This window comes from Buttiauxella noackiae (genome assembly GCF_000737905.1).
Classification (GTDB): Bacteria; Pseudomonadota; Gammaproteobacteria; order Enterobacterales; family Enterobacteriaceae; genus Buttiauxella; species Buttiauxella noackiae.
The window spans coordinates 1,140,701-1,159,601 of record NZ_JPRU01000001.1 but is presented as its reverse complement, the minus strand read 5'-3'; the positions used below and the strand labels follow the sequence as shown (position 1 = coordinate 1,159,601).

The 18,901-nt window shown below is 49.0% G+C and carries 16 protein-coding genes; 8 read left to right on the top strand and 8 right to left on the bottom strand.

Annotated elements, in window-relative coordinates; all coding sequences use genetic code 11:
• Window positions 1-13 precede the first annotated feature (13 nt).
• The 6 genes from lpoB (at window position 14) to IX31_RS05275 (ending at window position 5,330) form a co-directional block, all read left to right on the top strand.
• Window positions 14-610, top strand: a complete 597-nt coding sequence (lpoB, locus tag IX31_RS05300) for a penicillin-binding protein activator LpoB (protein ID WP_241767175.1) — start codon at window positions 14-16, stop codon at window positions 608-610.
• Window positions 588-1,418: a thiamine kinase gene (gene thiK / locus IX31_RS05295; protein ID WP_034456142.1), complete on the top strand. Its 831-nt coding sequence runs from the start codon at window positions 588-590 to the stop codon at window positions 1,416-1,418. Before lpoB ends, thiK begins: the two co-directional genes overlap by 23 nt.
• Before the next feature lie 15 nt (window positions 1,419-1,433).
• Window positions 1,434-2,459 carry a beta-N-acetylhexosaminidase gene (gene nagZ, locus IX31_RS05290; protein ID WP_034456141.1) on the top strand — a complete coding sequence of 342 codons (1,026 nt, stop codon included), beginning with the start codon at window positions 1,434-1,436 and terminating at the stop codon, window positions 2,457-2,459.
• Window positions 2,460-2,501: 42 nt separating this feature from the next.
• Window positions 2,502-3,044: an alpha/beta hydrolase YcfP gene (ycfP, locus tag IX31_RS05285; protein ID WP_034456138.1), complete on the top strand. Its 543-nt coding sequence runs from the start codon at window positions 2,502-2,504 to the stop codon at window positions 3,042-3,044.
• Window positions 3,045-3,269: 225 nt separating this feature from the next.
• The gene (locus IX31_RS05280; protein WP_034456136.1) at window positions 3,270-4,574 is read left to right on the top strand and encodes an NAD(P)/FAD-dependent oxidoreductase; all 1,305 of its coding nucleotides are present in this window, start codon (window positions 3,270-3,272) and stop codon (window positions 4,572-4,574) included.
• A gap of 219 nt (window positions 4,575-4,793) precedes the next feature.
• Entirely contained in the window at window positions 4,794-5,330 is a 537-nt protein-coding gene (locus tag IX31_RS05275) for a glycine zipper 2TM domain-containing protein (protein WP_034456134.1), read from the top strand.
• Between the two features lie 69 nt (window positions 5,331-5,399).
• Here the strand turns inward: IX31_RS05275 and IX31_RS05270 are convergent, their stop codons facing one another.
• The 4 genes from IX31_RS05270 to iutA all read right to left on the bottom strand — a co-directional run bounded on the left by IX31_RS05270 (window position 5,400) and on the right by iutA (window position 10,736).
• Window positions 5,400-6,554 carry an MFS transporter gene (locus tag IX31_RS05270; protein ID WP_034456133.1) on the bottom strand — a complete coding sequence of 385 codons (1,155 nt, stop codon included), beginning with the start codon at window positions 6,552-6,554 and terminating at the stop codon, window positions 5,400-5,402.
• A 78-nt stretch (window positions 6,555-6,632) separates the two neighbouring features.
• Window positions 6,633-7,235: a TetR/AcrR family transcriptional regulator gene (locus tag IX31_RS05265; RefSeq protein WP_034456131.1), complete on the bottom strand. Its 603-nt coding sequence runs from the start codon at window positions 7,233-7,235 to the stop codon at window positions 6,633-6,635.
• A 143-nt stretch (window positions 7,236-7,378) separates the two neighbouring features.
• Window positions 7,379-8,407: a Gfo/Idh/MocA family protein gene (locus tag IX31_RS05260; protein WP_034456130.1), complete on the bottom strand. Its 1,029-nt coding sequence runs from the start codon at window positions 8,405-8,407 to the stop codon at window positions 7,379-7,381.
• Between the two features lie 139 nt (window positions 8,408-8,546).
• Window positions 8,547-10,736: a ferric aerobactin receptor IutA gene (gene iutA / locus IX31_RS05255; protein WP_034457170.1), complete on the bottom strand. Its 2,190-nt coding sequence runs from the start codon at window positions 10,734-10,736 to the stop codon at window positions 8,547-8,549.
• A gap of 194 nt (window positions 10,737-10,930) precedes the next feature.
• Between iutA and IX31_RS05250 the strand changes: the two genes are divergently transcribed.
• Window positions 10,931-11,824 (top strand): siderophore-interacting protein, encoded by an 894-nt coding sequence (locus tag IX31_RS05250; protein WP_034456129.1) that lies wholly within the window; start codon window positions 10,931-10,933, stop codon window positions 11,822-11,824.
• Between the two features lie 35 nt (window positions 11,825-11,859).
• Here the strand turns inward: IX31_RS05250 and IX31_RS05245 are convergent, their stop codons facing one another.
• Entirely contained in the window at window positions 11,860-12,492 is a 633-nt protein-coding gene (locus IX31_RS05245; protein ID WP_034456128.1) for a TetR/AcrR family transcriptional regulator, read from the bottom strand.
• A gap of 248 nt (window positions 12,493-12,740) precedes the next feature.
• On the opposite strand from IX31_RS05245, the gene bhsA reads away from it, so the two are divergent.
• A complete protein-coding gene (bhsA, locus tag IX31_RS05240) occupies window positions 12,741-12,998 on the top strand; it encodes a multiple stress resistance protein BhsA (RefSeq protein ID WP_034456127.1) in 258 nt (85 codons plus the stop codon).
• A gap of 95 nt (window positions 12,999-13,093) precedes the next feature.
• On the opposite strand, the gene ldtC is transcribed toward bhsA, so the two are convergent.
• The 3 genes from ldtC to IX31_RS05225 form a co-directional block, all read right to left on the bottom strand.
• Window positions 13,094-14,035, bottom strand: a complete 942-nt coding sequence (gene ldtC, locus IX31_RS05235) for a L,D-transpeptidase LdtC (RefSeq protein WP_034456126.1) — start codon at window positions 14,033-14,035, stop codon at window positions 13,094-13,096.
• A gap of 207 nt (window positions 14,036-14,242) precedes the next feature.
• Window positions 14,243-17,689, bottom strand: a complete 3,447-nt coding sequence (gene mfd / locus IX31_RS05230; RefSeq protein ID WP_034456124.1) for a transcription-repair coupling factor — start codon at window positions 17,687-17,689, stop codon at window positions 14,243-14,245.
• Window positions 17,690-17,824: 135 nt separating this feature from the next.
• On the bottom strand, window positions 17,825-18,898 hold the full coding sequence (locus IX31_RS05225; protein ID WP_034456122.1) for an acyltransferase family protein: 1,074 nt from the start codon (window positions 18,896-18,898) through the stop codon (window positions 17,825-17,827).
• Window positions 18,899-18,901: the final 3 nt, after the last annotated feature.

The following is an 18,901-nucleotide window of genomic DNA, read 5'->3' as shown; positions in this document are numbered from 1 at the left end:
TCTCGCTGCGGCGATGATTTTAACCGGGTGTATTAATCGTGGAGAAGCGCCTGCACCAGTGGAAGAAGTGAAACCTGTTCCACAGCAACCCGTAGAGCCGCCGCCAACTGTTCCAACAGTGCCAACTGTACCCACTCAGCCAGGCCCGATTGAACAACCACAACCTACCATTCCTGCAACACCAAAAGTGCGCAGCTACGATTGGGGCAGCACCATGCAGCCTATGGTTGGAAAAATGCTGCAAGCCGATGGTGTGACAGCCGGTGGCGTATTACTGGTGGACAGCGTAAATAACCACACTAATGGTTCACTGCAAACCAGCAAGGCGACAGAAGCACTACGTGGTGCGCTGGAGAACAATGCCAAATTTACCCTTGTTTCAGCACAACAACTTTCGTTGGCGAAACAGCAATTAGGGCTATCACCGCAAGACAGTCTTGGATCGCGCAGTAAAGCGATTGGCATTGCCCGTAATGTTGGTGCGCAATATGTGCTCTACAGCAACGCCAGCGGTAATGTGAATGCGCCGACGCTGAAAATGCAGTTGATGTTGGTACAAACTGGCGAAATTATCTGGTCAGGAAGCGGTGCTGTACAACAAACTCAATAATTCGACACTGCAACGTTTGATTGAGAAGTACCTTCCGGCGGCTCAGGCCGCCGGTTGCTTTTCTCATCTTCAGGGATTAAGCGGCGGCAGTCTGCATTTCAACCTTGGAACGGAAGAATATGTCGCCCGGCATCAGCTTACCGCGCCAATGCCTGGGGTTTCTCTCAGCAGACAGCATCGGGCTCTGAGACGCCTTCCTCCAGGAATAGGTCCTCGGCCCGTTTGTCTGGCTGAAGGCTGGCTTATCGTTGAATGGTTAAATGGGGAGGTGAAATCGGAACTCCCCTCACTGCAAATGCTCACTTCGTTACTGTATGATTTGCATCGTCAACACTGTTTTGGCTGGCGAATCAGTTTGTTGCAATTACTTGAGCATTATTGGCAAAACGCCGCATCAGAACGAAGAAGTTTGCTCTGGCTACGGTTGTTGAAAAAAATGAAGCGGCAAGGCGAACCTAAGCCGTTGCGTCTGGCACCGCTGCATATGGATATTCATGCCGGAAACCTGGTAAATCAGTCAGATGGTATCAAGCTTATCGACTGGGAATATGCCGGTGATGGGGATGTAGCACTGGAATTGGCGGCAGTCGCGCTGGCTAATAACATTGATTGCGAGCGGTTGGTTCATGCTTACGCGAAGTTAAGCCATATTCCATTACAAGTGCTAGTCCAGCAGGTTGCGCGTTGGCAGCCCTGGGTCATTATGCTGATGGCATCCTGGTATGAATGTCGTTGGTCGCAAACGCAGGATAAAACATTTTTAACTCTTGCAGATGAGGCCTGGAGCCTGCTGTGGAATAAGAATTGATAAAGAGAGGTTGATGTGGGTCCGGTAATGTTAGATGTGGCAGGCTTTGAGCTGGATGCCGAAGAGCGTGAAATTCTAAAACATCCACTTGTTGGTGGGCTGATTCTGTTTACCCGCAACTATCACGATGCTGAGCAACTGCGTGAACTGGTGCGCCAGATTCGTGAAGCTTCCCGCAATCGTCTGGTGGTTGCTGTTGACCAGGAAGGTGGCCGTGTTCAGCGTTTTCGTGATGGCTTTACCCTTTTGCCTGCTGCTCAATCTTTTGCTGCACTGCATGGTCTGGAGCAGGGCGGCAAACTGGCTGAGGAAGCGGGCTGGTTGATGGCGTGTGAAATGATTGCCATGGATATCGACATCAGCTTTGCGCCCGTGTTGGATATCGGCCATATCAGTGCCGCGATTGGTGAGCGTTCATATCATGAAGATCCGCGCAAAGCGCTGGCGATGGCGACTCGTTTTATAGACGGGATGCACGCAGCCGGTATGAAAACGACGGGTAAACACTTCCCTGGGCATGGCGCCGTCACTGCGGATTCTCATAAAGAAACACCTCGTGATCCGCGTGAAGAGGCGCAGATCCGCGAACACGATATGCAGATCTTCCGCACGCTGATTACCGACAACAAACTCGATGCGATTATGCCTGCGCACGTCATCTATACCGATGTCGATCCCCTTCCAGCCAGCGGTTCTCCGCATTGGCTGAAAACCGTGCTACGTGGTGAGCTTGGCTTTAACGGCGTTATCTTCTCTGACGATTTGTCGATGGAAGGCGCCGCGATTATGGGCAGCTATGCTGAACGTGGACAGGCATCTCTGGATGCAGGTTGCGATATGATCCTGGTCTGCAATAATCGTAATGGTGCGGTCAGCGTGTTAGATAACCTGTCTCCGGTCAAAGCAGAGCGTGTTACAGGTTTGTATCATAAAGGTTCATTTACCCGTCAGGAGCTGATGTCATCAGCGCGCTGGAAGGAAGCAAATCAGCAACTTGAGGCGCTGCATGAGCAGTGGCAAGCCCACAAGGCGGGTCTTTAACTCCTCGGGCCAAATGGCCTGAATTCGTGTGGTGAGGATGCAATGATTATCTATTTACACGGTTTCGACTCTAATAGTCCTGGTAACCATGAAAAGGTGCTGCAACTCCAGTTTATCGACCCGGACGTGCGGCTTATCAGCTACAGCACGCGGCATCCGAAACACGACATGCAACATCTGCTCAAAGAAGTCGACAAGATGCTGCAACTGAGTGCCGATGAGCGCCCACTGATTTGTGGCGTTGGGCTTGGTGGTTTCTGGGCGGAACGCATCGGTTTCTTGTGTGATATTCGTCAGGTGATTTTTAACCCGAATTTGTTCCCGCAAGAGAACATGGAAGGCAAAATCGATCGCCCTGAAGAGTACACCGACATTTCGACAAAATGCGTGCAAAACTTCCGTGAGAAAAACCGCGATCGTTGCCTGGCGATTTTGTCGCGTAATGATGAAGCGCTGGATAATACCCGCGCAGCAGAATTGTTGCATCATTACTACGAAATTGTATGGGATCAGGAACAGACCCATAAATTCAAAAATATCTCACCACATTTGCAGCGCATAAAAGCTTTCAAAACTCTCGGCTAGCCGGGGCTTAAAGATGTAAAAGTGAAAGGGTCAGCCATGTGCTGGCCCTTTTTGTTTATCTTTTCGGCATAAAAATTTGATGCACATCAATTTTGGTATGACCAATACACCATCCATGTTATTCTTTGGTCACATTAGTGAGTTTGTTTAGGTAACTTGTTGTTAATTAAATGCTATTTCCATAACCTTTAATTAACAATTGGTTAATATTTTAAGGGGGTCACTTTGACTACGCCATTAAGAAAGATTGTCATTGTCGGTGGTGGTGCTGGCGGACTTGAACTGGCCACTCAGCTCGGTAAAAAACTAGGCCGTGGTAAAAAAGCGAAAGTCACGCTTATCGACCGTAACCACAGTCATTTGTGGAAACCGCTATTGCATGAAGTCGCAACGGGTTCACTGGATGAAGGTGTGGACGCGCTTAGCTATCTGGCACATGCCCGTAATCATCACTTCCAGTTCCAGCTAGGTTCAGTGGTTGATATCAACCGTGAAAGCAAAACCCTGACGCTCTCAGAATTGCGTGATGATAAAGGGGAATTGCTGGTTCCTGAACGCAAAATCCCTTATGACACTCTGGTGATGGCGCTGGGTAGTACTTCCAATGACTTCAATACGCCAGGCGTGAAAGATAACTGTATCTTCCTTGATAACCCGCACCAGGCGCGTCGTTTCCACTCCGAAATGCTGAATCTGTTCCTCAAGTATTCTGCAAATCTGGGTGCCAGTGGCAAAGTGAATATTGCTATCGTTGGTGGCGGGGCAACCGGTGTTGAGCTGTCAGCGGAACTGCACAACGCAGTAAAACAGCTGCACAGCTACGGCTACAAAGGCCTGACGAACGAAGCGCTGAATGTAACGCTGGTGGAAGCTGGTGAACGTATTCTGCCTGCGCTGCCACCACGTATTTCAGCAGCGGCTCACAGCGAGTTAACTAAACTGGGCGTGCGCGTTCTGACGCAAACTATGGTTACTTCTGCAGATGCAGGTGGACTCAATACCAAAGATGGCGAGTATATCGCAGCAGATCTGATGGTTTGGGCTGCAGGTATCAAAGCGCCGGACTTCATGAAAGATATTGGTGGTCTTGAAACTAACCGTATCAACCAACTGGTGACTGAGCCTACGCTGCAAACCACCCGCGACCCTGATATTTTCGCGATTGGTGACTGTGCATCCTGTGCGCGTCCTGAAGGGGGCTTTGTGCCTCCACGTGCGCAAGCCGCACACCAGATGGCCTCATTGGTTCTGACCAATATTCTGGCGCAGATGAAAGATAAACCGCTGAAGTCCTATGTTTATAAGGATCACGGTTCACTGGTTTCGCTGTCTAAGTTCTCAACTGTGGGTAGCCTGATGGGTAACCTGATGCGCGGCTCGATGATGGTAGAAGGGCGTATGGCACGTTTCGTTTATATCTCGCTATACCGTATGCACCAGGTGGCACTACACGGTTACTTCAAAACCGGCCTGATGATGCTGGTGGGCAGTATTAACCGCGTGATTCGTCCGCGCCTGAAACTGCATTAATCAAGTTTCCATGAGATCTCTAGAAACCCGGCCTTGAGCCGGGCTTTTTCATTTTATATAGCAGCATAAAAATCCGTAAATTAGCCTTTCATGCTTAAGATTCCTCTCAAACACATATTTCTAACCTATGAATCCGCATTTTTCATCCGTTGTCTGATTTGTGGAAAACCTCCTTTGGTTGCAAAATTGTAAGCAATTGCACAATCAGGAGGATGTCCTGTGAATAAATCAATGGTAGCGGGTATTGGTATCGGTGTGGCCGCAGCACTGGGTGTGGCAGCGGTTGCCAGCATGAATGTTTTTGACCGTGGTCCTCAGTACGCACAGGTGGTGTCAGCGACACCCATTAAGGAAACGGTAAAAACACCACGTCAGGAGTGCCGCAATGTAACGGTAACTCACCGTCGTCCGGTGCAGGATGAGAACCGCATTCTTGGTTCTGCTCTGGGAGCTGTTGCAGGCGGTGTTATTGGTCATCAGTTTGGCGGTGGGCGCGGTAAAGATGTTGCAACGGTAGCAGGTGCATTAGGTGGTGGTTACGCAGGTAATCAGGTTCAGGGTGCTATGCAGGATCGCGACACCTACACCACTAGCCAGCAGAAATGCAAAACCGTCTATGACAAATCAGAAAAAATGCTTGGTTACGACGTAACCTATCGCATTGGCGAGCAGCAGGGCAAAATCCGTATGGATAAAGACCCTGGTACGCAGATCCCACTGAATGATAAAGGCCAGTTAGTTTTAAACAAAATCTAACGGTTATAAATTGATCTCTAAACGCCCAGGTCATTAATGACTCGGGCGTTTTAGTTACGACTCAGTCGATTAATTCCATCCCTGTTTTCCGCGGCGTGCATAAGGTAAGACAGACAATAAAGCCAGAATAGCCAATATCAGACCGATCCATAAAGCTGAGCGTAATCCATACCCAGAAGAAATAGCCATTCCACCTAAATAAGAACCACCACCTAATCCAATATTAATGACAGAGGTATGAACAGCATTTACCATTGGGCCCGGATGCGCCACGCTAACAATACGTGCCATCATTGCAGGATTCATTGGCACACCCGATAAACCGATAAGTATAACTGCCAGAATAGCGATTGATTGATATTGTACAAATAGCGCCATGCCTAGCAAAGAAATACTCAATACCGTCAAGCCGACGATCATCACCGCTAAACTATGGCGGTACGCCAGGCGCCCCGTTACCATATTTCCGACAATATTTGCCAACCCGTAAAGCATCAGAATGAAGGGGACTGTTTGCATGGTAAATCCGCTAACATCCATCAGTACTGGGACAAAATAACTAAATGCAGCAAAACTTGCGCCTAAAATTAAACAGCTGGTTGTACAGGCTTTCCAATAGGCTTTATTTTTAAATGCCTTAATTTCTTCGGCCATTTTGATAGAGCCGCCGCCAGTCATCTGTGGTAATAAGCGAACTAATGCCAACAAACATACTAAAACCAGCACGGCAACTAGCCCAAAACTCATTTTCCAGCCCCAGTACTGGTCAATAATGGTCGCGATGGGCACACCAAATACATTGGATACCATAAAACCTGCAATCACTATTGAAGCTGCCCTTGGGCGATTTTCTATAGTTACAAGGGCCATACTTGTGGCAAGAGAAAGGCTTAAACATCCGGCACATAAAATACCTGTCACAATTCGAATAGCCACCAGAACATTGTAATCAGAGACAAAGACACTTAATCCTTGCACGACAACATATAATCCTAATAACCATAATAACGTCGTACGGTATGGGGCTTTAAATTTAAGGAAAGCGTAAGTTAATACTGGGCCGCCTAGCATAACGCCGAATGCGTAATACGAAATCAAGTGCCCAACTTCACCGACGGTAACGCCAAATGCTTCAGATAGCGTGGTCATCATGCCGGCTACCATTAATTCTGCTGTACCTAATGAAAAAATGACCAACCCTAAAATATATACGACTAATGGCATAACTTTTTATTTTCTCCCTTTATTGGAATGTTCGTTACAAAAATGGATGTGGAAAATTGATGAACTTTACGCTTGAATTTATAAATTGATTAACAGACCAGCGACGACATCTTCGAGGATTTTTCTATCTGAGATATTTTTATTTAGCACACGTAAACCGTAATAGCCTGCCATAAAGCCTCTTGCCATTTCGACGGGCGATGCTTTATTGCCTAGTTCACCGCTTTGTTGACCTTCGATAAATACTGCAACCAGCGTTTGTTCTAAGCGTTGACGATATTCATTATTCAGACCGGCAACAGCTTCATCTTTGCTGCCCATCTCCAGGGCTGAAAATAAAACCATAGCATCATGCTGTTCTGGAAGAGAAAGATCTTCGGCAATACCCCAAAGTAGCAGAGTATGTAATCGCTCTTTCACCAGACCAGATTGTGTGAGTATTGCTAATTGTGCTGACATAGTTTGCTCATGGCTGCGCAACAAAGCTTGCTCGTACAGAGCTTGCTTGCTACCAAAGGCATTATATAAGCTTCCCCGCCCTAGTCCTGTGCCATCGCATAAATCTTGCGCAGAGGTACCTGCATAACCATTGGCACTAAAAACAGCGACAGCAGCATCAATGACATCCTGATCTTCGAACTTGCGCGGACGACCGGGAAAGGTTGGTTTTTCAGCACTCATAGGGGTGGGGGACTTGAAATGAGTTGAGGCGGCATAGTATTGATTATGGAACGATCAGTCAAATACTTTCCGTTGAAAAAATTAACAGTGATGCGCTGGCTGATTCTCTTGGGAATGGTCATGCACCACTGCTTTGGTTTTTACTAATGACAACCACGTAATTGTTGCTGTAATTCCAGGAGCGCAGTCACCTCAACTATCCGCCGCTGAGTACAGGCAGGGACTTGTTCGGCGGCACGGGCGAAGAGTCTGTTTTCGCCAAACACAACATCCAGTAAACAGCGATCATATAACGGCCCAGCGATGAGATTGCGTTCGCTGTTTTGCGTTGAAATTCGCTCAACCACTTCATTCGTACCTTCACGGTCGATATTAATAATTTGCCCGTCATGAAGATGAATCCGCATCCCTTTTTGGCCACCAGCAGGCCCGGCATATTTATTAAGATGGAGCGTAAAGGGAATGCCGCTCATAGTTCCGGTTAACAGCGCCTCGCCTTCAGCGGTCGTAAAATCACCGACTGAAATGGCATTTCCTAACCGATCCCGGGCGTAACTGAGCTCAACGCATAATTTGTCATTGCCACCCAACTGTTGGACGGTTTCACGCATCATGGCGAGAACATGGGTGCCGATATCAACAATTACGCCATCAGGGTGGCGTAACTGGCGGGTATCTGCCTCACCCGTAGCAAAGTTCAGCGCAATGGGTTCTCCAGCAGCATTAAAGCCGCTGGGTTCAAGCAAGAAAGCTTCGATATGGCTTATTTCATTGATATCATTAATATATTGGCAAGCCTGAGTGCGCACCATCCAGTGATCTAACGCCAGAACACGCGCGGCTTTCCGGGGATCTGCTAGCAACGTTTTTAGTTGTTCAAGCTGCGCAAGTGTGGCGGCGACTGGCTTTTCAACCACAATGACGGGAACTTTGCTTTGCAGTACCGTTTCAAGCACCGGTAAGTGGTGAAGTGAGGAGGTGGTTATCAGCACGACGTCGAGCGGCAATGCCAGCAATGCATCCATTGAATCACAACGTTGAACACCGTCAACTTGCCTCGCCGGGTCAGCATCGTAACCAAACAATTCGATAGAAGGGAGTGACATGCGGCGTAGCGCCGGAAGATATGCTGTTTCGATAACCGAACCTAAACCAATAATACCTGCCAACATATAAATACCTTACCAAATAGAAGTCGTGCCTATCGTTAGAGTCCGTATGTTTTAAATGACTATTGCGCTGGGGTCGAGTGGGATTTTGTGTACGAGGGTAAAACGCTGACTGGTTTTTAGCCAGTCAGCGGGTATTAGCTTAGAACAAGAACGAGTAATTCACACCGTAAGTGCGTCCACGGCCCTTGTATTCGTACAGTGCAGGGCTGCCGTAAGTTGGGCTATACAGCAGCGGTGCGCGCTGGCCCCACACGGTGGTGTAATCTTTATCCAGCAAGTTTTCGATGCTGAAGCTCAGTTTGCCTAATGGTAGAGCGTAGCTTCCAATAAAGTCGACGGTGTTATAACCATTGATCTTATTGTCGCTGGCGTCGGTTAAATCGAAGGTTTGCTGGCTTTGAACGCGCAGGCTCCATGGGTCTGGCGCCCAGCCGACATAAGCGGTGGCTTTCGATGGGCTTGCGTAAATCACGTCCCATTTCTGCCATTTACCATCCACTTTGGTTTCGGACTTCAGCACGTTGAAGTTAACGCCGGTGCTCCAGTTGGAGTCCGGAATAAAGTAATCCACTGCACCTTCAACACCGTAAATACGACGTTTGTCATCTTCCACATTGATGGTCATATCTGCACGGTTGATGGAGATAGACTTGTCGGACAATGAGTAGTACGCCGCAATCTGGCTACGCAGACTGTCGCCGGTATAACGCCAACCCAACTCATAAGAATCGACCTTGATCCCCTGAAGTTTTGACTGCCCAACGTTCACGCTATTTACCAGTTGGTAATGACCATTCACCAGACGGTAAGTGCCATTGCCGTAGTATTTGCCTGGATCTGGCAGCTCCACGCCTTGCGAGAAGTTAAACCACGCTTGTTGGCGTTCAGTGATGTGCATCAACAGACCAGCATTGAATAACGCATTGTCGTAATCAGTGCTGCCACCAGGGATTGCGTCCGCAGACTGAGCGATGCCGTTTGCGATACCTTGTTGCTGAGTAAAGCCAATAAAGTCATCGACTTTATTCTCAGTCCACTGATAGCGCACGCCGCCACTAACGGTAAACAGGTCGTTGATGTCATAGCTGGTTTGCAGGAACGGTGCGAGGTTCGTGATGGTGTATCCCGGATAGCGCCCGGTGGTGTAAATACTCTGGTTATTCAGGCCACCTGAAGCGTTCGCTTTCGCCAGATCAAAGAACATTTGGTTGGAGGTAAAGCTCTCGTGATCGGCATCAACTCCATAGGTAATCTGCCAGCCATCTAGTGGTTGGCTGGTGAGAGCCAGTTTCGCACCGTACTGATCGGTATCCTGCTGGGAGGCTGAGAAACTGGTTACGGCTCCACGCGTGAGCGTCGGGAATGGATAGAAAGTCAGTGACTCATCACGGTAGTAAATTTGCCCAACAACTTCCTGGCCGAGGAAGTCGCTGTTGGAATATTGCAGGCTAATCAGATGGCGTTCGGTACCAGGAATGCGGTCAGAATTAAGCTTGTCACTGACAAACGCGTTGCCGTTACCGGTCACTGCTGAGAAATTTTCACCCAGATTCAGCCCGTAATCATCGTCTCCCTGGCTCTTGTAGTATTGCGTCACCACCTGCAATTGCTGGGTTTCATCAATGTTTATTGTGCCGGTACCCATCACATCCAGACGGTCGGAATACTGTAAACCGGTTTGCGTGTTATCGAGCAAAGTCTGGTCGCCATTGCCATCAAACCAGCCACCAAATTTCTGATAAGCCACCGATAAACGGCCGGAGGCATTATCGTTACCGCCAGATATGGCGCTGGCGACACGTTCATCATGATCTTTACTGCTGTTAAAACCAGACTTAATCCCGGTTTCAAATTCGACCTGAGTGTCAGGCTGCCCCTTTTTCGTCACGATGTTAATCAAGCCACCAGTGCTACCACCGCCGTACAGCGAAGTTGCACCAGAAATAACTTCGATATGTTCGATGTTAAAAGGGTCGATAGAGTCGAGCTGGCGGCTATCGGTACGGGAAGAGTTCAGACGAACGCCATCCACTAAAACCACGATAGAACGTCCACGCATATTCATGCCGTAGTTGGTACGACTTTGGCTGCTGACATCCAGACCGGGAATTAACTGTGCAAGTGCGTCTTTCAGCTCCTTACCTCCCTGAATCTGTTGCTCAAGCTCGGTGCCTTCAATAACCCAGGTGGTCTGCGCCATTTCAGCCACCGTACGGTGCATACGGTTGGCAGAAACCAGAATATTTTCTTCGGAAGTTTGCTGCGCGAAAGCCGGAGCCATCATCGCCAGAAGCAGCGGGTTAAGCACCCAGCGTGCGTTTTTATGCATCATCATCATTCCTTGGATGGGAAAATATTAACATTTGAAAATGTTTTGAAATAAGAACGAGCTGAATTTTGCCGATAACGTTTCTCATTATCAATCTCAATTGATAGTATTTCTCAAATTAATCTTATGAATAATCATATGATTTCTGTGGGTTACTTTTTCGGGCTTAGGCAAGACAAGGCAAAGGAGTTGAAATGGCAGAGGTACAAAGCTACAGATTGTTTAATGTGCGGCTAATGCATAAATCACACGTTTCACCTTCGCTGTTGAGTCTGGTATTTGGCGGTCCGGATGTGGCAAACATGAAATGTGATTCGCCCGATCAGCGAATCAAAATGTTGTTCCCGTCGGAAGATGGCTCAATTCCTAACTTGCCAGACCACGGGCAGTGGTATTCGTTGCTGCAAGAATTACCTAAAGAAAAGCGGCCAGTTGTGCGTACCTATACCTTGCGCCGCGTTGACCGCGAGCGTCAGGAAGTGACGGTTGAATTCGTGAGCCACGGCACGGAAGGGCCAGCCTCCGCATGGGCGATTAGCTCGCAACCTGGTGACAAAATACAAATTGTTGCACCGAATGCTGAGTATCCGGCAGACAGCGGCGGTTATGAATGGACGCCACCTGCGGGTTTGCGCCAGGGGTTAATTGTTGCGGATGAAACGGCACTGCCTGCGGCGCGAGGCATACTTGAACTTCTGTCGAAACAGCAACATCCGCCAGAAATTCAGGCGTTTTTTGAAGTCCCGGAGCAGGGGGACTGCGTGGATTTAAGTGAATTTGGTTTTGCGAAAATTCATTGGTTGCCGCGAAAGGCTGTCAATGCAAGGCATGGGGAGTGCTTGCTCAAGGCGGTGAGTCAATGTGCCCAGCTTCCTGAAACTGCTGGAATTACAGAAACAGTTAATGAAGAGTCTGAAGGTGAACTGTTGTGGGATAAAGCCACTACAGCCAGTAACGCCTTTTACGGCTGGGTTGCGGCGGAATCATCCGTTGTGAAAATGCTGCGCCGTTATTTAATCGGAGAATGCGGTGTGAGCCATGACGCTATCAACTTTATGGCCTACTGGAGCAAAGGGCGAGAGCGTTAAGGCAAACGAAAAGGGCGGCAAATGCCGCCCGATATTCAGACTTTCTTCAGCTCTGGTAATAGCCGCATCGTGGTGCTGACTATCTGCATCAGCTCTGCGTAGCTGGCGTTTTCACGGGCGCTGACCGACATCCCCTGAATGATACAGCACAGGTACTTCGCCAGTTTGTGAACACAACTGCTGGCCGGAATCTCACCTTTCTGCTGGCGTTTTTCCAGGAAATGCACCAGCGTCTTTTCCTGCATTGCATGACGGGCTTTGATGACCGTAGCAATATCTTCCGAAGATGCCGCCAGTACTGACGATGTACAGATGATAAAGCAGCCCGCCGGCGTGTCTTTATCGGTGAAAAGCTTCGCGACGATAGAGAGATAATCTTCTAAAGCCTCTTCAAGTGAGCGCTCCTCACAGAACAAACAGGCTTCGTGTTTTTGTGCAAAGCGCGCGATGTAGCGATCTAACACCGCTTTGAATAGCCCCTCTTTATTGGTGAATTCGGCATAAAGCGTCGGGGCTTTTGCGCCAGTTGCTTCAACCAAATGTGCCATAGAGGTGGCTTCATAGCCGTGTTGCCAGAACAAAGCCATGGCCTTGTCGAGTGCTGCTTCCCTGTCAAACACCTTCGGTCGGCCACGGCTTTTTTTGATGCAACTGGTGTCAGTAGACATAGAAAACCGTTTAACCTTTTGTTGTTTAATGAACGATCATTATAAAAATAATAACACGCGTAAGCCATAGGTTGATTATTAAAAATAATTTAATCCTATGCTTATGAAAAATAGTGTGTTTATAAAATAATTAACGAGCGTTATAAAAATAGTTTGACGTGTGATGCAGATCACATCTATGATTTAGTTATCGATCGTTAAGTAAAGAACTTAACGGCCTAATAAATCATCTGCTCAAGGTAAATAACATGAAAAACGTAAAAACTCTTATCGCTGCTGCTGTTCTGAGTTCACTCTCTTTCGCAAGCTTTGCCGCTGTTGAAGTGCAGGCAACGCCAACCGGTCAACAAAAAGTCGGTACTATCACCGCGACTGCGGGTACAAACCTGGGTTCGCTTGAAGACCAACTGGCTGAGAAAGCCGATCAAATGGGTGCCAGCTCATTCCGTATCACTTCTGTAACTGGCCCGAACACTCTGCACGGTACAGCAGTAATTTATAAATAAGCGTTAACCCTCATTGCGCTGATTTATAAAACTTGCCACGAAAAAGGCCTCGTTGAAAAACGAGGCCTTTTTCATTTCTCAAGCACTCTGAGAACTTAGATTTCGTTGGTTGCTACAGTATGCGCGTTCACATCAATTGGCATACCCGAACGATGTTTCATTGCTTCTTCCATTACGGTTGCATCGGTTTCCGGCGCGGCCTGGAACTGTTTCATCTGCTCTGTGAGCACAATCGGCAGCACTTTAGGATCGTCATTAATGTCTTTAGACAATGGCTGATGCACTTCAACTAAGCGCGTGCCGTCTGGCTCCACCGAAGTTTTAATCGCGGTATTGATAATGCGAACGGGCGTTCCGACAGGCATATCTTTGTACAGCGCTTTAATATCGTCATCACGCAGACGAATACAACCCGAGCTGACACGCATGCCAATGCCGAAATCTGCGTTAGTCCCGTGCAGCAGATAAACCCCGCCAAAGGCTGCGAGACGAATCGCATGGTGGCCCATTGGGTTCTCTGGTCCGGCAGGAACAACAGCTGGAAGCTTTATGCCATTTGCCAGGTAACGAGCGCGAATATTTGCAGTCGGGGTCCAGGTTGGATTGGCCCGTTTATCTGAAACACTGGTCACCATCGTTGGTGTTACCGTATCACCGCCAAGTTGACCGATACCAATCGGATAAACCGTTACGCTGTTCTTTCCTTTGGGATAATAGTAAACGCGCAGCTCGGCAAGATTGAGAACCAGCCCTTCACGTGGTGCATCCGGCAGTAGCATTTGGCGCGGGATGGTTAAAACACTTCCCGCACGGGGAACATAGGGATCGACACCGGGGTTGGCCTGCAATAACGCAAGGAAACCGACGTTGTATTTTTTTGCGATAGCCTCAAGTGAACCACCGTCATCTTTTACCTCATGGAAAAAATTCTGGCCGATAAGACGGCTGCCTTCTGCTGGTAGAGGATAAGAGTTGGCATTCGCGTTAAAAGCGGCGAGTGCTGCACTAACCAGCATAATCGACGCCAGCCAACGCATAGCGCGTGCCTTGCGAGATGATAAAACGCTCAAAGAGGTAATCACGATAAGCCCTATAAATATTATGGTTAATGTTATAAAAAAGTTAATCGATGATTATGGCAGGGGGAGATGTCGGGAAATCCTGGCGGATTGAAAGAATGTGTAAATGTTACAATGAAATGGAGTAGGGCGGGTAAGCGCAAACGCTACCCGCCACCATGGGCACTACGCTACAGCGTTCTGCGCCAGCTGATGCATAAAGTTACGTACCCATTCCATACGCGCTTTACGATCTGCGAGGTCTTCAATAAATTTGAGTCGCGTTGGCCCATCCAGACGGTAATGTTGCGGCTGTTTTTGCAGCAAACCAATCAACCAGACTGGGTTAACGTGGTTTTTTTCCGCAAACTCAATCACACCACCTTTGTCATGACCTTCAATCTTACGTACGCCGAGTTTTTGCGCCTGCTGGCGTAATGCTGCGATATCCAGCAGATTACGAGCGGCGTCCGGCAACAGGCCAAAGCGGTCAATCAATTCTACTTTTAATTCATCAAGCTCATGTGCCGTTTTGGCACTGGCAATGCGCTTATAGAACGACAGACGAGTATTGACGTCCGGGATGAAATCATCCGGCAACAACGCGGGCATACGCAGTTCAACTTCGGTTTGGCTACTGGTCAAATCCTCAAGCGACGGCTCGCGGCCCTCTTTGAGCGCATCGACGGCGTTTTCCAGCATCTCCATGTACAGCGAGAAGCCGATAGTTTCCATCGAACCACTTTGGCCTTCGCCAAGTAATTCACCCGCGCCGCGAATTTCAAGATCGTGAGTCGCCAGCGCAAAGCCAGCCCCCAGGTCTTCTAGCGACGCGATAGCTTCCAGGCGTTTCTGCGCGTCGGTAGTCATCGCTTTCGGATGTGGTGTCAGAAGCCATGCATAAGCCTGGTGATGCGAACGCCCGACGCGGCCACGCAACTGGTGTAACTGTGCCAGGCCGAAATGATCTGCACGTTCAATAATGATGGTATTGGCAGTCGGAATATCGATACCAGTTTCGATAATCGTGGTGCACACCAGAACGTTAAAACGCTGGTGGTGGAAGTCGTTCATCACTCGTTCCAGCTCACGCTCACGCATTTGACCGTGGCCGATAGTAATACGTGCCTCCGGTACAAGCTCGGCGAGGCGATCTGCTGCTTTCTGGATGTTTTCTACATCGTTATAGAGATAGTAGACCTGACCACCACGCAGCACTTCACGCAAAATCGCTTCGCGAACCACCAGGCTGTCGTACTCGCGAACGAAGGTTTTAACTGCCAGTCGGCGCGCCGGAGGCGTTGCGATAATCGACAAATCGCGCATTCCGCTCATAGCCATATTCAGCGTACGTGGAATTGGTGTGGCAGTTAACGTCAGGATATCGACATCGGCACGCATGGCTTTAATGCGCTCTTTATGACGCACACCAAAGCGGTGTTCTTCATCGACAATCAGCAGGCCGAGATCTTTCATCTTCACGTCATTTTGCAATAGCTTATGCGTACCGATCAGAATATCGACTTTCCCTTCTCGCGCTTCTTCGAGAATTTGCGCCTGTTCTTTAGCGGTACGAAAACGTGACAGCATTTCGATGCGCACTGGCCAGTTGGCGAAACGGTCGCGGAAGTTGTCCAAGTGCTGCTGCGCAAGCAGGGTAGTTGGCACCAATACCGCAACTTGTTTGTTATTTTCAACGGCAAGGAATGCGGCGCGCATGGCGACTTCGGTTTTACCAAAGCCCACGTCGCCACATACCAGGCGGTCCATGGCGAGCGGTTGGCACATATCGCTTAGTACTGCGTTGATGGCCTGAGCCTGATCGGGCGTGGTTTCAAACGGGAAGCCATCGCAGAACATTTGATACTGTTCGCGATCGTGCTTAAAGGCAAAGCCCTCTTTGGCAGCACGTTGCGCGTAAATATCCAGCAGTTCAGCAGCAACATCGCGCACTTTTTCTGCCGCTTTCTGGCGCGCGCGGGACCACGCATCGCTACCGAGTTTATGCAGCGGCGCATTTTCTTCGGCACCGCCTGCATAGCGGCTAATCAAATGGAGCGACGAAACAGGCACGTAGAGTTTAGCGTCGCCCGCGTAGGTCAACATCAGATATTCAGCTGTTATGCCACCGGCTTCAAGGGTGGTTAACCCCGCATATCGCCCAACGCCATGTTCAAGATGCACCACCGGTTGCCCGGTATGCAGCTCGGCGAGGTTGCGGATCAGCGTATCCGGGTTAATGGTGCGACGGTTATCCTGACGACGGCGGCTAACGCGCTCGCCCAGCAGGTCGCTTTCGCAAATTAATGCCCGGTTACGCAGAGTGTCGATAAAGCCGTGTTCGCTTGACCCCAACATCAGGTATCGGCCTTTATCCACAGCCTCATCAAGACGATAGATGCGCTTTGGTGCCACTTTAATGCGTGACAATAGCTCGCTCAACGCTTCACGGCGGCCTTCACTTTCTACGGAAAACACTACCGGCCCGGCAAAAGACTCAAGGAATTTACGTAAGTTATCGAGCGGGGCTTTTTGCTGCGCCTGAACTGAAAGATCGGGTAATACGCGATAACCCAGATTGGTGAACGCGGCTTTATCGGCCAGAGATTCGGTTTTTAGCTGGATTCGCGGCCAGGCTTTTAGCTCGCTGAAGAGTTCGTCCACGCGTAGCCACAGATTTTCCGGTGGCAGCAGTGGACGCATTGGGTCAACACCACGGTTTTCGAAACGAGCGAACGTATCCTGCCAGAAGCGCTCGGCGCTGGTTTCGATATCGCCGGTATTAATCAGCAAGGTATTTTTCGGGAAATAGCTAAACAGCGGCGGTAATGGCTCGCTAAAGAACAGCGGCTGCCAGTATTCAATCCCTGCCGGAAGCGTGCCTTTGCTGACTTGCTGATAGATATGCTCAGGTTCACGCTTCACGTCAAACTTGTCACGCCACTTGCTACGGAACAGTTCAATAGCCGTTTTATCGGTCGGGAATTCATGAGCAGGCAGTAAGTTGATGGCATCAACTTCCTGAAGTGTGCGCTGTGTATCGACATCAAACACGCGCAGGCTGTCGATTTCATCATCGAAAAAGTCGATGCGATAAGGTTGCTCACTGCCCATCGGGTACAAATCCAGCAGTGCGCCACGGGTAGCAAATTCACCGTGTTCCATGACTTGATCAACGCTGCGATAACCTGCCTGTTCTAATTGGCTACGTAGGTTGTCACGCGATAAACGCTGACCTTTTTTCATCACCAGCGCGTGGCCATGCAAATAACTATGCGGGCAGACGCGTTGCATCAAGGTGTTGACTGGCAATATCAGCACGCCACGCTGCATGGTTGGCAATTGATACAACGTAGATAAACGCGAAGAGATAATTTCCTGATGCGGTGAAAAACTGTCGTACGGCAGCGTTTCCCAGTCAGCAAGATTCACCACCAGGCTTTCCGTAAACTGGCTAATTTCGTCATGCAGACGTAGAGCATTCTGCATATCAGGGGCAATCAGCACCACCGGCCCGCTATGGCGCTCGACGATCTCGGCAACTTCAGTCGCACAAGCTGAACCGGTGAGTTCTCCAAGCTGGCGCTGATCGCCAGCTTTAACAGGTAAGGAATAGCGATAATTTTCAGACATGGTGGACGTCAGCATCTCTCAGGTTGCGCCTTTCAAACTGCAGGGTATTGATAAGCACTCGAAAACAATGTTGTTTATTATCCGCGATCGTTTTGTATTAGCAACCCAATCGCAAAGCCTCCTGAGAAAGAACGCTTAACGTCTGTCAGCCGCGAACACCATTTTGGCGGGAGGGGTAAAAAACAGATCACCCCATAGCGCACGTGATAATTTCCTGAATCCCAAACCTATTAAAGTGCACGTTGCCAGGCTGACAAACGGATAAACCAGTAAAACTGCGATCAGCAGGTTATCGGAGATTCTGTCTGTGTTGATTTGCCCGATCATAAACAGGCTCAATGCTTCGATGATGATGCGGTGGGTGGTGTAAATGGCAATGGTGTTAGAACCAACGATATTCAGAAAGGCATCAGAGCGGCTTTCGCGCCAACTATCCAGAATATAAAACAGCTTCATAATGACAAATATCGACACCACGGAAATCACTACTGGGACATTCACCAGATACAGGGCTACTGAGAGCAGAGCGACCGCCGTACAAAGCAGCGGATGTTGGCGAAAATGGGTCGCTTTCATCCACGTCATCAATTGTGGGCCAAACCATGCACCCAAACCGTAATAACACATGTTGCGCACCACGCTGTTCATGCCCCACCACGGTAACGGCATAAAGCTGATTGCCACGTTGACGCCAAGCAGCATGATGATTACCGGAACTTTATAGCAGTGCAGACTTTTGAATATCACGAAATAGACTATCAGCGCATAGAGATACCAAAGGCTGGTACTGGCTTTTGCCATGCTGGTGGCAAATTGCAACAGGGTTTCCGAGTACGCGGCATTAGACGTGGGGTTACGTACCAGGTCGGGGGCTAGCCACTGGTTGATTAGCGAAATCCCCAGCCATTGCAAAACACCCCACAGCACCAGGACATAAAAAATATTCCAGATGCGCTTATCCATGCATTCAGGCCATTTCACCGACTCGATATAGCGGGTGATTAAAAAACCAGAAATAAAGAAGAACACGGGCATACGAAACGGCGCCAGATAGAGATTCAGGTAGATCCAGCTTTTCGCAATGTATTCAGGCAGACCCGCTTCGAGTTGCGTCAGATGCGGGTAAAAGGTAATCACCGAGTGATAGATAACGACAAGGCAGATACATAGCCCCTTGATATGGTTGATCCACAGTTGCTTGTTTTTCATGCG